The following is a 16,339-nucleotide window of genomic DNA, read 5'->3' on the forward strand; positions in this document are numbered from 1 at the left end:
TTATATATCTTCTTGTTGCTATTTAAGAATATTGAGTTAATGATCAACTTATATTTAACTATTAACCAATGGATCATACCTTATCTACAATTAAACATATATGTGCATGTGCACAATTTTAGTGTTTATTGAATTTTTCAATACTGAAAAACCAATTTATTATCAGTTTAATTACACAAGGATCCTACATGAGAGTTATATTCCTAGATACCTATGATCACGTTGCTCAATGGGTCGCCCACTATGTGGTTTATCAAATTAATTCCTTCCATCCTACTATTGATAAACCATTTGTATTAGGTCTACCGACAGGTAGAACTCCAATGAAAACTTATAAAAATATTATAACAATGCATCAGTCTAGTCAAATAAGTTTTAAATATGTGATAATATTCACTATGGATGAATATTTTGGTTTATCTTGTGAAGATCCAAAAAGTTACCATGCTTTTATACATACAAATTTTATTAATCATATTGATATCCCTAAAGAAAATGTCTACGTTCTAAATGGAGATACCAATGATATTAAAAATGAATGTAAACAATATGAAGAAAAAATAAAATCATATGGAGGGATTGATTTACTTATAGGAGGCGTTGGAAGTGATGGGCACCTTGCTTTTAATGAGCCTGGCTCATCTTTAACGTCACGTACTAGAATTAAAAATTTAAGCAAAGAAACTCGTATATCGAACTCTAAATTTTTTAATGATAATATTGATTCTGTTCCTAAATTTGCATTGACTATTGGAATTGCTACGTTGTTAGAATCAAAAGAAATAATAATAATTGCAACTGGACTAGATAAAGCAGTAGCAGTACAGGCAGCAATTGAAGGTAGTATTAATCACATGTGGACTATTACTTGTTTACAGTTACATCCTAAATCAATATTAGTATGCGATGAATTATCAACTATGGAATTAAAAATAAAAACAGTTAAATATTTTCAAGAGTTAGAAATAAACAATCAAACAATCACAATATAATTTTTTCTACTTTTTATTTTTACAAATATGTATGCTTTAACTAATAGCAAAATATATACTGGTAAAGAAATTCTTGACAATCATGCACTAATAGTTTCCAACGATATCATTAAAGCTATTTGCTTTACTAGTGAATTACCTAAAAACATAGATATATATGATCTATCAGGATATATATTGACACCTGGATTTATAGACTTACAGGTTAATGGATGCGGTGGTGTGCAATTTAACGATCATATAAATGCAATATCAGTATGTACACTAAAGACAATGCAAAGAACTAATCAATCCTCAGGTTGCACTAGCTTTCTACCAACATTAATTACCAGTAATGATATTTTAATACAACATGCTGTTGAAGTTATGCGCACTTTTTTATCCAAAAATAAAAACCAAGCTTTAGGATTACATCTAGAGGGTCCATTTATAAATTCTATAAAAAAAGGTGTACATGATCCTATATTAATTCGTGTCCCAACAAAAAAAATGATAAATTATCTATGTAATAATAGTGATGTTATAAAAAAAATAACTCTTGCTCCTGAACAATTAGACATGATTGTTATTCAAAAATTACAAAAATCAGGGATTTGCATTGCCATTGGACATTCTAACGCTACTTATAGCCAAACACGATTTAGTTTCTCATATGGTGTTAGTTTTGGAACTCATTTATTTAATGCCATGCCTCCATTAACTGCTCGTGAACCTGGTGTTATTGGAGCCATTTTTGATGTACCAGAAATATATTGTAGTATTATAGCTGATGGTCATCATGTTCATTGGGCTAATATTAGATATGCTAAAAAAATCAAAGGAAATCGTTTAATTTTAGTGACTGATGCTACTAGTCCTGCAGGCACAAATACTCTAGTATCTAGTTTTCTCTTTTCTAACAAAATTATATATCACCGTAACCACATATGTGTAGATAGTACAGGTATACTTAGTGGATCTACTTTAACCATGATGCAAGCAATAAAAAATAGTGTTAAATATGCTGGAATACCATTAGATGAGGCTTTACGTATGGCTACACTATATCCAGCAAAAGCGATAGGAGTAGAACATTATTTAGGAAGTTTAGAAATCAACAAAATTGCTAATTTAACCGTTTTTAATCAAGAGTATCAAATTAAAAAAACCATTGTTAACGGAAAAATCATTAACATATCATTTTTATAATTTATCTATGTTAGAACATAGATAAATGTGCTAAATAAATATTTATTATAATGAAAATCCACAATTAGATTAGTAATATTTAAAACTTTTATTATCACAAATTACTCATTACTTTCCTATATTTAAATAAAACTAGATTATTATACAATATAGTTTTAAATAATACATATAGCCATAATAGTAGCTCTTATTTTTTATTTGTAATCAAACTATAATTATAATGACATTTATACAGATACAAACAATAAAATAAACCGTATAATAGTACAATACAAACTTATAAAAATAGTACACTCCCGTAATAATGATATTAAATTTTATTATTTATATAACACAAAAGACAGTTGACGGATATTTTATAACTGTTGCATAATGCGGAAATGAGTATATGTTACTAAATGCATCATTGAATTTTTTTATAAAACAATACAATTGAAGAAATCATTGGCTACGTAGCTCAGTAGGTTAGAGCGCAGCACTCATAATGCTGAGGTCACAGGTTCAAATCCCGTCGTAGCTATTATATTGAAATAACAATATAACTATGATAATACAACCACAAACGCGGGAGTGGCGAAATAGGTAAACGCGTCAGAATTAGGATCTGATGCCGCAAGGTATGCGAGTTCAAATCTCGCCTCCCGTATGTTTATTTACGAAATGATTATATAAAAAATAAAAATATGATAAATATAAAACACTAATAAATATATTTAGAATAATGGGGCATAGCCAAACGGTAAGGCAGCGGGTTTTGATCCCGCCATTCCCAGGTTCGAATCCTGGTGCCCCAGTAAAAGTAGATCATCACTAAATTATTACACTTTAATAATCAAAAATAGGATGCTTTAAATTCATAATAAAAATTATAATTTTTTATTAACAAATGATTAGAAATCAATAATAAAAATATTAGGTGCAAAAAAAAACTTTTTACAATTACAGAATAAATTTATAGTTATATATAAATATAAATATTTATATATAACTTGTTATTAAATTACATGTACTTAGTTATATTGATATATCACCCATAATATAACTATCATATTTATTTATAAATACCTTTTTATAATATACCTAAAGCATATTTTAATATTTGCTTTTTTAAGTAATAAGAACGCTCAACCGCCATAAATGTGATATTTCTTGCTATCTTTAATGGTAAACAATTATTATGGAAAAGAACGTATAGCCAATCTATACACGATTGCATTAAGAAAGAGTCGTATTCACGACTCTTTTGATAGGATATCAAAACTTCTGAAACACTCGAACGCTCTTCAAAAACACGTGAATGTATCAATAATTGTGACAAGCTTATAACATCACGCAGTCCTAAATTTATTCCTTGTCCTGCTAAAGGATGCAAAGAACACGCAGCATCACCAACTAGTGCCCCTCCTGTAGTTACATACTCATGTGCACGTTGACGAATCAAGGGAACTACAGCCATATTGTGTAGTTTGATATTACCTAATTGTTTTTGGAAATTACTTTCAATTTCTTTTTCTAACATTTCTATAGGTAATTTTTGTAATTCCTGAATACGTTTAGGAGTGTTATACCACATTAATGACCCCCAATGACTATATAGAGGCAAAAAACCTATAGGGCCATAAGGAGTAAATATCTGCCAAAGTGTTCCATGTTTATATTTATCTGTTTCAATAGTGAGCAACATACAACATTGATGATATTTCCAGCCAATTACTCCAATTCCTAACTTTTTCCGGATTTGAGAATGCATACCATCAGCTCCTATTAACAAACGACTAATAATTACGACACCATTATCAAGAATACACCGCCAGTCACAGCCATCGTAATACATGGAGATTAACATAGATGGACAACATAACGTTATTGTTTTAAAGTTTATGAAATTTTCCCAAAGTGCTAATTGTAAACGATTATTTTCAACAATATACCCCATTTTAGACAAACCTACAGACATGGCATGAAAAATTACTTTTGCTGATGACCATTCCCATACTTCTAGGTGATGATATGGGGTACAAAAATCAGAAGGAATTTTTTTCCACACATTAATTTCTCTTAAGAACTCTATCGAAGCATAATTAATAGCAGCAACCCGAATATGCGGTTTTTTTTTGATCGGAATAGGATGTTTGTAATCTACTATAATTACTTTAATACCAGATTGAGAAAGACGCAACGCTAAAGATGCACCTATAATACCCGCTCCAAATATTAACACATCACAAAATAATTTATTCATAATACTTTACAATTCATGTAAAGATTGTTCTTGCAGATCACTGTATTCTTAATGATATTAATATTTCATGCAAACAAATACTTTTAAACAATAAATTTATAACATATAAAAATGAAAAACTTAAATAAATATAAAAAAATAAAAATCAATCACAATGACATGTTCTTGACATATAATTAAACATGTTTTACCCTAAATGTATTATTGTTAGTTTATACTGTTGTGTTAATGAATTGGTTGATTTTTATGAATTATTTTATATATATATCTTAAGATATCATGTTACTATTTATTTTAAAATTTAAAATATGTCTCAAAAAAAATATTTGAAAATTTCTATCACCTGTAAATGGTGACAGAATTTGTTGTTGTTGACTGTTCTATTTCTGAAAAGTTAGGGGTAATATTTGAATTTAGAAACCAAAGAAATTAGATTACAACCAGCAAATAATAAACGTTTAATAAGTCTATGCGGACCTTTTGATGATAATTTAAAACAATTAGAGTCTCAATTGAGCATTACCATAAATAGATGTGACAATTTTTTTAAATTAATAGGAACATCATTAGCAGTTGATACCGCTACTAATGCTTTAATATCTCTATACTCAGATACAGAATCTGAGTATGGAACGATTCATGATATTAATCCAGAGCAAGTATATTTGACCATTAAACAAATTCAAATTTCAAAAAAACAATCACAACATATAGAAGATATTCATCACACTTTGATGCAAATTGAAACAAAACATGGAATAATAAAACCTCGTACAAAAAATCAAACACAATATATTTCTAACATTTTTAACCACGATATCACTTTTGGCATAGGACCTGCAGGTACTGGAAAAACTTATCTAGCAATAGCTGCTGCAGTAGATTTATTAGAGCGAAGAAAAAACAAACACATTATTTTAACTCGCCCTGCTATTGAAGCTGGAGAGAAATTGGGGTTTTTACCAGGTGATCTTAACCAAAAATCTGATCCCTATGTACGTCCATTATATGATGCTTTATTTAATATACTTGGTCAGGAAAGAGTAGAACAATTAATACAAAAAAATATAATAGAAGTCGCACCATTAGCATATATGCGTGGACGTACATTAAATGATTCTGTTATCATTCTTGACGAGAGTCAGAACACTACTATCACTCAAATGAAGATGTTTTTAACACGTATTGGGTTTGACTCTACAGTAATTATTACCGGCGATATAACTCAAATTGATTTACCAATTACTCAAACATCTGGATTAACACATGCCATGAAAGTATTGCCTGTTATTAAAGATATTAGTTTTAATTTTTTTACCAAAGAAGATTCAATTCGTCATGCGATAGTTAGTCGCATAATAGATGCTTATGAAGCATGGGACAAAAAATAAAAAATTTATATACGTATCTAAATAAATCAAAACATAATCACACATCAAATTATAAAAACAAATACGTAATGATAATAATCATTAGAATGAGAAGGATTAATTAATGGTAAATAATCAAGTGATTATTGATCTGCAGTTAGCATGTAAAAATCTGAATGGATTACCTAATCAAAAAATGTTTCAAACATGGATATACAATATATTTGCTACATATAGAAAAAAAATTGAATTAACAGTTCGTATAGTAGATAAAAAAGAGATGCGTTATTTAAATTGGTATTATTTGGGAAAAAATTATCCCACTAATGTTTTATCGTTTCCTTTTACGCCGCCATCAATCGTTACATCTCCATTACTTGGAGATATAGTACTTTGTCGCCAGGTCATAGAATATGAATCTAAACAAAACAATGTGCCTTCTCAATCACATTGGGCTCATATGACAATTCATGGTTCATTACATTTATTAGGCTATAATCATATTTTTGATAAAGAAGCCATGTTAATGAAACAAGTAGAAATCAGTATACTTCGAAAATGTGGATATAAGAGATGTTGTTATATTAAACATAGATCATTTAAATATTTATAAATACAATTAAAATAACATTATGAATAATAATTTAGAGGAGAACGTTAATTCTATTCGCAAAAAGAGTTTCTTTACTTTCATATTACATCATCTCTTTCATAGTAGTCCTAAAAATCGCAACGATTTATTAAATTTAATACGTGATTTTGAACAAAATGCTTTGATAGATTCAGATACCCGAGATATGTTAGAAGGGGTTATGGATATTGTTGAACAAAAAGTTAGAGATGTTATGATACCTAGAGCACAAATTATTTTTTTAAAAAATACTCAGTCTTGGGATGAACAACTTAATACTATTATAGAATCTGCCCATTCCAGATTCCCAGTATTACATGGTAATCAAGATAAAATCCAAGGTGTTTTAATTGCTAAAGACTTATTACCATTTATATTAAAAAAATATCAACCATGTAATATTGATAAAATTTTACGTCCTGCTCTGGTAGTACCAGAGCACAAAGGCGTAGATAGAATGTTACAAGAATTTCGTCTGAAACGTTGCCATATGGCAATTGTAATAGATGAATTTGGGGGAATGTCCGGATTAATTACCATAGAAGATATATTAGAATTGATTGTGGGAGAAATTGAAGATGAATATGATAATAAAAATAGTTGTAATATTTGTCAAATAAGCCAATATACTTTTATTGTTAACGCATTAACCCCTGTTATAGATTTTAATAAAATATTCAATACCTGTTTTTACAATGAAGAAATAGATACTATTGGAGGTTTTATTATGCAATCTTTTGGGCATTTGCCTACCAATGGAGAATCTATTAATATTTCAGGTTATAAATTTAAAGTCACACTTACAGACAGTCATCGTATTGTACAACTACTTGTAAAAATTCCTAAAAACTCACTATATATCCCCAAACAAAATGATCTAAAAATATGATTGCTATGATTACTACATTTCATAAATATAAAGAATATCTTTGGTCTATCATAATATTGTTATTTGGAGTATTCGGTATTTTAGGATTTTCCCCATATAATTTTTGGCCAGCTAGTATTATCTCTTCAACTATTTTATTAAAAATTATTCTAGATTCTACATGGAAAAAAGCTGCATGGTATACATTTTTTTGGGGTATTGGATTTTTTGGGAGCGGATTGCAATGGATCTATATAAGTCTAGATCAATTTAGCAAAATGTATAGTTTTGTTAATATTTTATTAATCGTTTTTTTAGTATTATATCTAACATTATTTCCCGTATTATTTTCCATTTTATTGGCGATAACGCAATCACATACAACTATATGGTATACAATAAGTGTGGCTCCAATATTCTGGCTAACTACAGAATATATTAGAGGATATATTTTCACCGGATTTCCATGGTTACAACTTGGATATACTCAAATTGATGGACCCCTTAAAGGTATTGCCCCTATTTTTGGAGTGGAAGGTATTACATTTGTATTAATATTAATTAGCGGATTATTAGCAGTATCAATTAAAAAAAAACAATTATCATCAACTATCATATCTTTGGGGATGCTATTGCTTTTATGGCCTCTAACATGGATACAATGGTATCATTTACAGCCACAACGTGCTGTGCGTGTTTCTTTAGTGCAAGGTGATATCGACCAACATATAAAATGGAACCCTAATTATGTAGAAAAAATATTACAGACATATATCAATCATACTTTACCTTTGTTAGGAAAAACTAAAATAGTTATTTGGCCAGAATCAGCTATTCCAGGAAATGAAATCGATCATAATAAAACTTTAAAATTATTAGATCATCAATTTAGACAACATCAAACAAATTTAATTACTGGGATCATTGGAGTACGTTGTGCTTACAATTGTTACCATTACTATAACAGTGTAATAGTACTCGGAGAATCTGAACCTTATAAATACCCACATTATAATCGGTATGATAAACATCATTTAGTATTATATTCTGAAAGATTTCCATTTCAGAAATTTTTTAATCCACTGTTAAATTTTATTAAATTTCCTATACCTTTAATGCAAAAAGGTTGTTACATTCAACCACAATTAACTGTATCATATATAAAAATGACTGTTTCTATTTGTTACGAAATAATTCTGGGTAAACAAATACGTGATAATTTTAAACCTGACACTGATTTTTTATTAACTATTGCAAACAATGCATGGTTCGGAAATTCTATTGGACCATGGCAGTATTTTCAAATGGCTCGTATGCGTGCTTTAGAATTAGGAAGACCTTTATTATGCAGTACAAATAATGGAATCACTGCGATTATTAATGCAGATGGTTCTCTGAAAGCACAACTACCTCAATTTACCTCTGCAGTACTTAGTGATGAAGTTATTCCAACCACAGGTTTAACACCATATGCAAAATTTAGATATTGGCTATTTTTAGGTGTTGCTATATATATTGTGCTCATTTTTAAATGCAAAAATTATGTATAATTTTAATAAAAATTTTTAAATATTCAATGCACTTAGTATATAATTACTTAAGAGATTTGAATTCATCGAACATTATTAATTAGATAAACTGCATCATTACAATATTAGTTTTTATTTTTATAAAAACTTTATTTAAAAAAAATTGATATTTAATCATTAATTAAAATTTATTAATTACTAATTAATAATTTTATTATATCACAAAGTTATTATGCATAAATCATATTCTCCAAATGAAATAGAAAGTGTTATTCAACAGTATTGGTATACTAATAAAACTTTTTCAGTAATCGAAGATAATAATAAAGAAAAATATTATTGTTTATCAATGATTCCATATCCATCTGGAAACTTGCATATGGGGCATGTGCGCAATTATACAATTGGAGATGTAATTTCTCGATTTCAACGTATGCTTGGAAAAAACGTACTACAGCCCATGGGATGGGATGCATTTGGATTACCTGCAGAACACGCCGCCATGATAAACAATGTAGATCCAGCAAAATGGACATATTCTAATATCAATTACATGAAAAATCAATTACAAACATTAGGTTTTGCCTATGATTGGAACAGAGAACTGATCACTTGTCAGCCACAATATTACCAATGGGAACAGTGGTTTTTTACTGTATTATATAAAAAAGGTTTAGTATATAAAAAAACAGCATCAGTAAATTGGTGTCCATATCATAAAACAGTTTTAGCTAATGAACAGGTCATAAATGATTGCTGTTGGCGTTGTCATACTCATGTGAAATATAAAAAAATTCCGCAATGGTTTATAAAAATTACTAATTATGCAGATCAATTATTATATGGACTAAATCAATTAAAACATTGGCCCACACAGGTAAAAGTTATGCAGCGAAATTGGATTGGCCGTTCAAAAGGCATAAATGTTACTTTTAAAATTAAACATTCCAATGACACGTTGACGATATACATGACACGATTAGATATTTTTATGGGAATTACTTATTTAGTAATATCTATAGATCATCCAATAGCGTTAAAAATAGCAAAAAACAATTTAAATTTAGCTCACTTTATTCAAAAGTGTGATAATTTCTATACTAAATTAAATAAGAATAATATTCTTTATTTTGAAAAAAAAGGAATGCCTATAAATATTTGCGCAATACATCCAATTACTAATAGTGAATTACCGATTTGGGTCGCGAATTTTGTAGTACCTATGGAATCAGATAAAATAGGAGCAGCTATATCAGTTCCAGCGCATAATCAACAAGATTGGGAATTTGCTCAAAAATATAATCTACCAATAAAACCTGTTATAAAAAATCTAGATGGAACTGAAGAAAATATTATGGTTAAAGCAATGACTCATTATGGAATATTATTTAATTCTGGTAAATTTGATGGTTTAAGTTCTTATATCGCTTCTAATATTATTACCAAAATATTAATTACAAATGGTATAGCTCAATATAAAACACAGTATCGTCTAAAAGATTGGTGCATTTCGCGCCAACGTTATTGGGGCGTTCCTATTCCCATAATAACATTAAAAAATAATGTTGTTAAGCCAGTACCCTTGGCTCAACTGCCAATAATTCTTCCAAAAAATATGTCAAATATACAAGGAAACAACAATAGATATATCAATAGTTCTTTAAAAATATATTCTGAATGGATACAAACTACATATAAAGGACATACAGCTATTCGTGATACTGATACTTTTGATACTTTTATGGAATCTTCTTGGTATTATGCGCGTTATACTTGTCCTAATTATAATGAAGGTATGTTAAATACGCATGCTGCCAATTATTGGTTACCAATTGATCAATACATAGGTGGCATTGAACATGCCACTATGCATTTGTTATATTTTCGGTTTTATCATAAATTAATGCGTGATGAAGGACTAGTGCATACCGACGAACCTGCAATACGTTTATTATGTCAAGGTATGGTATTAGCAGATTCTTTTTATTATTTATCTTCTAATAACCAACGTATATGGGTTAATCCAACTAATATCAAAATAAAACGTGATAAAAAAGGATGTATAATAAAAGCTATTGACAAAAATGGACATGATTTAATTTATGATGGAATATGTAAAATGTCAAAATCTAAAAATAATGGCATTGATCCAAATATAATTATTAAAAAATATGGAGCAGATGCGGTACGTTTTTCTATCATGTTTGCTGCTCCAATTGAATCGCCATTAGAATGGAAAGAATCTGGTATAAAAGGTGCTCAACGTTTTCTCAGACGTATTTGGAACTTAGTATACCGACACGTCCAAAATAGACCCATAGAAACTTTATGTGTTTTAAAACTTAATCATGCACAAAAAATTATTCGATACAATATACATAAAACTATAGAAAAAGTTACCGAGGATATTGATCATAGACAAGCATTTAACACTGCTTTAACAGCTATTATGAAATTATTCAATAAATTATATAATGCCCCACAAGGAAATACACAAGACAGAGCAGTATTACAAGAAGGTTTAACTATAATAATACGATTACTATATCCATTTACCCCCCATATCAGTTTTATTTTATGGAAGGCTCTAGGAGGTTCGGAAGATATTGATCATGTAACATGGCCTGTTGTAGATAAACAAGCAATAAAAAATGAAAGAACACTCGTCCTAGTACAAGTGAACGGAAAGATGCGACATAAAATTTATGTACCGTTAAATAGTGATAAGAATATGGTTTATAAATTGTTAGAAACAGAAGGCATTTTGAACAAATATCTTATTGGAAAAAAAATGAATAATATTATTTTTATTCCAAATAAAGTAATTAATATTATTGTAAAGTGAATTCTGAATATTTCTTACGTAAAAAAAATTGTTTTTTAATAATTATAAGTATTGTAACTACTATTACACTTGCAAGTTGTAGTTATCGATTACACACAGATGTAACAGATCAAGAATTAAAAACAATTAGAAACAATATAAAATCTATGGTAATACACAGTTATGATCCATGTGGATCAATAACTCGAGCTATAATTTCTGAGTTATACGCAAATCATATTGATATATTTGATGATTTTAATAATGATATGTGTACAGAAAAAACACAGATTCCTCATTTATATATCATCAATGCTTTAGAAAAACACATAACCACTTTTTTATTTCAAAATGGAAAAGAAGCTGGGTATCAATTAATATTACGCATACAAACTAATTTATTAATACCAAATAAAGATTGTTGTCCTATCAAAATTTGCGTATGTCGTTCTTTTATAAGAAACCCTGAAAAAGCTTTATTTAATGATACACAAGAAAAAAATATACGTAAAGAAATGTATCAAGAAGCAGCTCAACAACTTATATATCAATTGATTCTACAATATGAAAATTGATAATTCAGATGTATTGTAAAATTATTTTTTATATTTAATATAAATTTTTTATTTTATCATTAAAATATGTCATGATTTGGATATACCCAGAACAATTATCTATAGAATTAAAAAAAGAACTAAAATCCTTTTATTTGTTGCTAGGAAATGATTCTTTTCTTTTAGAAAATAGTTATGTGAATATTGTTAATATAGCTAAAATACTAAATTTTAATGAATCTGTGAATATAACCTTAGATATGTATTCTGATTGGCAACATATACATAATTTATTTAAAACATCAAATTTATTTGAAAAACGAAAAATATTATTATTAAAATTTTCTCAAGATTATCCTGTTATTTGTTTTAACAAAAACGTATCTTCATTATCCTCATTGCTTCATGAAGATTTAATATTAATTTTGCACATTTATGAATCAAATAAAATTAATAAAAATAATATTCTATTAGAACATTTTAACAAAATAGGAACATTTGTTGATTGTAACACGCTTACACACGCATGTCTAATAACATGGATAGAAAATCAAGCCAAACATATGAAACTTGTCATAGAAAATTTAGCTATTCAATTATTGTGTTATTATTACGAAGGTAATTTAGTGCTATTAAATCAAATACTACAAAATTTATCTTTAATATATCCTGACGGAAATTTAAGTTTCATACGCGTAAAAAAAATAGTAACTGATTCAGCATGTTTTAATATAAATCATTGGATAGAAGCGATTTTGATAGGTAATAAACAACGCGCTGACCGAATTTCAAAAAAATTAGAACATATAGGTGTTGATTTAGAAACATTATTATATAAAATTAAATTTGAAGTATTAATAATAACTAATATAAAATACAATATGGCACAAGGAAAATCATTACCCAATTTATTAAAACAATATAAAATACATAGAAAGTATCATGCCGCACTGCTATCTAGAGCAGTGAAACGTTTAAGTTTATCTCGCTTATATCAAACAATAGAATTATTAGTACAAATAGAACTAAAGTATAAAAAAGATTATATTTGTTTATCACGATCAATTTTTGAACTATTATCTCTTATATTATGTTCTGATAAAAAAATCACACTTAATAATAATATTGTAATTTAATACATCATCCATATTGAGTAATACCTTTTCAGTAAATTATTATTTACTGAAAAGGTATTCTTTGTTAATAACATAAATGAAACAAATTTCCTAATAACTTGATTCTATTACATTAAAATATTTTAAAATAATTTCCTATTTCTTTACCATTATAACATAATTATATGTATGTATATATATGTATAAACTATATAGTAGTAGTTATTACTAAAAATTGATGGTTATCATCAACATGACTAACATCGCTACAATAACATCTCATACAATATATATAATTGTATGTTTAAATTAGAGACATATAACCTATCTATTTAAGTTCTATAAAACAACATAATCAAAACATCAAGTGAACACTGTTTCACATTTATTTTATCGGAACATCTACTATAAATACAAATCAAATAGTTATTTTTTATAATCTCAATAACAGTAAAGTTATATTCAAGTAATTACCTCTTTTCGTCAAAGACATATGTTGATGTGGATCCATGTCTTATTTTTTAAATAAATAAAACTCATTGTTAATATGTAACAACTACATCTATAGAATTCTTTATGTTTATTTTAAACATTAAAAATTAATAAGATAGTTATTGTACTGTTTAATTAAATAACATACATTTATATCTATTATCATAACAATAAAATTTATATATAACATATAATTGGATATTAAATTTGCAATCCGATATTTTGAAAGAATTTATAATTAATGTTATTAACAATACACAAGGACAAGATATTATGTGTTTTGATATGAGTATTAAAACCAATATCACGGATATCATGATCATTTGTACTGGCACCTCCAATCGTCATGTCATTTCTATATCCCAAGATATATTACATAAATCTCGTGGCGCTGGTTTAAAACTTTATGGAATAGAAGGCATGAATATTGGTGAATGGGTTCTAGTAGATTTAGGTGATGTAGTAACACATATAATGCAAAAAGAAATTCGTAAACTATATGCACTGGAAAAACTTTGGAGCTAATATAAATAAGGAACTTATTTAAATATATGTTTTATCTTATCAATAACAAATCATTTATCAAACAAGTGTATAACTATTTGCATCAATTGTTAATATCAAATATAAATAAACTTTAAATACATGAAGCCTAATAATTATCCAATCCTGCATAATTATTCGGATGAGTCTTTATTATTTACTCATCGTATAACTATTGCATGTGTTTTTATTATATTAATCATTGGTGTTTTATTGATTCATTTATACCAAATACAAATAGTTAATTTTAATATGTATACTACACGTTCTAACGAAAATCGTATTAAACTTATTCCTATTCCACCTAAAAGAGGAATCATCTATGACCGTAATGGAATAGCATTGGCATTAAATCGTACTATTTACCAACTAGAAATAATACCAGAAAATACAATTAACTTAATAGAAACAATTCATGAATTAAAATTATTATTAAATTTAAGCAATAATGATATTTCAAAGTTTGAAAACACCCTAAAACATTCTTCTCAATTTGTTTCATTGCCTATTAAGATTGATTTAACAGAAGAACAACAAGCTCGATTTGCTGTTAATAGGTTTAAATTTTCCGGGGTAACAGTAAAAAGTTATCAACGTCGTTATTATCCTTATGGATCCGACTGTACTCATGTTATCGGATATATTTCCAAAATTAACGAGGAAGATATAAAACGATTAAATAAAAAGGGTATTTTGGGTAAATATATTACAACCCCCAATATAGGAAAATTAGGAATTGAGCGTTATTACGAAAATATTTTACATGGTACACCAGGTTACGGTGCTGTGGAAATAAACAATCGAGGAAAAATAATTAGAGAACTATATAAAAAATCCCCGATACCAGGAAAGAACATTATTTTAACATTAGATTTAAATTTACAACAATACATTATAAAATTATTATCAGGAAATCGATCTTCTGTAATAGTTATAGACCCAAGAAATGGTGGAATTCAAGCCTTGATTTCGCATCCTAGTTATAATCCCAACTTATTCGTTAATGGTATATCGAATACAGAATATAACATGTTATTAAAAGATAACAATTGTCCTTTACTTAATCGCGCGACTCAAGGGATATACCCTCCTGCATCTACAGTAAAACCTTACATTTCCGTATCCGCTTTAATATTAGGAGTAATTAATCAGAATTTTTTATTTGATGATCCTGGTTGGTGGCAATTACCTGGTTCAGAAAAACGTTTCCGTGATTGGAAACGATGGGGACATGGAGAAATAAACATCACAAAAGCTCTTGAAGAATCTTCTGATACTTTTTTCTATCAAATAGCTTATAAAATGGGAATAGATAATTTGTCACAATGGATGAATAAATTTGGATATGGTAAATATACTGGTATCGATTTATTTGAAGAATTAACTGGTGTAATGCCTACTAAAGCATGGAAGGTAAAACGTTTTAAGAAACCATGGTATCACGGAGATACCATACCAGTAGGAATCGGTCAAGGGTATTGGACTGCAACTCCTATACAAATGTCCAAAGCCTTAATTACTTTAATTAATGACGGTAAAGTGTATATTCCTCATTTACTTGATAGTGTTATATCAGACACTGATCATATTACATACCATCAAAAAGAATACAAACAAATAGGTGACCCAAAATCAAATGTGTGGAAAATTACTAAAGACGGAATGTTTGGAGCAGCCAATCGTGCAAATGGCACAGTAAATAATAGTTTTTCTGGTACTTCATACAAAGCAGCAGCAAAATCTGGTACAGCACAGCTATTTAGCTTAAAAAGCAACCAAATCTATGATCCCAAAAAAATTGCTGAATCACTTAGAGACCACAAATTGATGACTGCCTTTGCTCCATATGAAGATCCTACGGTAGCCGTGGTAATAATTATAGAAAACGCTGGAATTGGAGTATCAATAGGAACAATTACAAGAAAAATATTTGATTTTATCTTATTATAATAAATAAACATCGAATTAGATTATTTTTATATATTTTTATC

12 protein-coding genes and 3 tRNA genes are annotated in these 16,339 nt (G+C 28.0%); 14 read left to right on the plus strand and 1 reads right to left on the minus strand.

The window, feature by feature from the left end; genetic code table 11:
• Positions 1-188: 188 nt before the first annotated feature.
• From nagB to GN161_RS00100, 5 genes are all read left to right on the plus strand, one after another.
• Positions 189-992, plus strand: coding sequence for a glucosamine-6-phosphate deaminase (nagB, locus tag GN161_RS00080; RefSeq protein ID WP_159714208.1), 804 nt, complete (start codon positions 189-191; stop codon positions 990-992).
• A 27-nt stretch (positions 993-1,019) separates the two neighbouring features.
• A complete protein-coding gene (nagA, locus tag GN161_RS00085; RefSeq protein ID WP_159714211.1) occupies positions 1,020-2,180 on the plus strand; it encodes an N-acetylglucosamine-6-phosphate deacetylase in 1,161 nt (386 codons plus the stop codon).
• A gap of 446 nt (positions 2,181-2,626) precedes the next feature.
• Positions 2,627-2,700 (plus strand) — tRNA-Met (locus GN161_RS00090).
• A 44-nt stretch (positions 2,701-2,744) separates the two neighbouring features.
• Positions 2,745-2,826, plus strand: a tRNA-Leu gene (locus GN161_RS00095).
• A gap of 76 nt (positions 2,827-2,902) precedes the next feature.
• Positions 2,903-2,974, plus strand: a tRNA-Gln gene (locus GN161_RS00100).
• 275 nt (positions 2,975-3,249) lie between these two features.
• Here the strand turns inward: GN161_RS00100 and GN161_RS00105 are convergent.
• Complete coding sequence (locus tag GN161_RS00105) at positions 3,250-4,422, minus strand: FAD-dependent monooxygenase (RefSeq protein ID WP_159714214.1); 1,173 nt, start codon at positions 4,420-4,422, stop codon at positions 3,250-3,252.
• Between the two features lie 407 nt (positions 4,423-4,829).
• On the opposite strand from GN161_RS00105, the gene GN161_RS00110 reads away from it, so the two are divergent.
• From GN161_RS00110 to mrdA, 9 genes are all read left to right on the plus strand, one after another.
• Positions 4,830-5,813 carry a PhoH family protein gene (locus GN161_RS00110; RefSeq protein ID WP_159714217.1) on the plus strand — a complete coding sequence of 328 codons (984 nt, stop codon included), beginning with the start codon at positions 4,830-4,832 and terminating at the stop codon, positions 5,811-5,813.
• A 103-nt stretch (positions 5,814-5,916) separates the two neighbouring features.
• Positions 5,917-6,405 carry an rRNA maturation RNase YbeY gene (gene ybeY / locus GN161_RS00115; protein ID WP_159714220.1) on the plus strand — a complete coding sequence of 163 codons (489 nt, stop codon included), beginning with the start codon at positions 5,917-5,919 and terminating at the stop codon, positions 6,403-6,405.
• 19 nt (positions 6,406-6,424) lie between these two features.
• Complete coding sequence (corC, locus tag GN161_RS00120; RefSeq protein WP_181950839.1) at positions 6,425-7,312, plus strand: CNNM family magnesium/cobalt transport protein CorC; 888 nt, start codon at positions 6,425-6,427, stop codon at positions 7,310-7,312.
• The gene (gene lnt, locus GN161_RS00125; protein WP_159714223.1) at positions 7,309-8,841 is read left to right on the plus strand and encodes an apolipoprotein N-acyltransferase; all 1,533 of its coding nucleotides are present in this window, start codon (positions 7,309-7,311) and stop codon (positions 8,839-8,841) included. Before corC ends, lnt begins: the two co-directional genes overlap by 4 nt.
• A gap of 211 nt (positions 8,842-9,052) precedes the next feature.
• Complete coding sequence (leuS, locus tag GN161_RS00130) at positions 9,053-11,665, plus strand: leucine--tRNA ligase (RefSeq protein WP_159714226.1); 2,613 nt, start codon at positions 9,053-9,055, stop codon at positions 11,663-11,665.
• The gene (locus tag GN161_RS00135; protein ID WP_236840099.1) at positions 11,662-12,219 is read left to right on the plus strand and encodes an LPS-assembly lipoprotein LptE; all 558 of its coding nucleotides are present in this window, start codon (positions 11,662-11,664) and stop codon (positions 12,217-12,219) included. Before leuS ends, GN161_RS00135 begins: the two co-directional genes overlap by 4 nt.
• A 71-nt stretch (positions 12,220-12,290) precedes the next feature.
• Positions 12,291-13,334 carry a DNA polymerase III subunit delta gene (gene holA, locus GN161_RS00140; RefSeq protein ID WP_159714229.1) on the plus strand — a complete coding sequence of 348 codons (1,044 nt, stop codon included), beginning with the start codon at positions 12,291-12,293 and terminating at the stop codon, positions 13,332-13,334.
• 678 nt (positions 13,335-14,012) lie between these two features.
• The gene (gene rsfS, locus GN161_RS00145) at positions 14,013-14,330 is read left to right on the plus strand and encodes a ribosome silencing factor (protein WP_159714248.1); all 318 of its coding nucleotides are present in this window, start codon (positions 14,013-14,015) and stop codon (positions 14,328-14,330) included.
• A 120-nt stretch (positions 14,331-14,450) separates the two neighbouring features.
• The gene (mrdA, locus tag GN161_RS00150) at positions 14,451-16,298 is read left to right on the plus strand and encodes a peptidoglycan DD-transpeptidase MrdA (protein ID WP_159714251.1); all 1,848 of its coding nucleotides are present in this window, start codon (positions 14,451-14,453) and stop codon (positions 16,296-16,298) included.
• Positions 16,299-16,339 lie beyond the last annotated feature (41 nt).

Source organism: Blochmannia endosymbiont of Camponotus nipponensis, assembly GCF_009827135.1.
Taxonomy (GTDB): domain Bacteria; phylum Pseudomonadota; class Gammaproteobacteria; order Enterobacterales; family Enterobacteriaceae; genus Blochmanniella.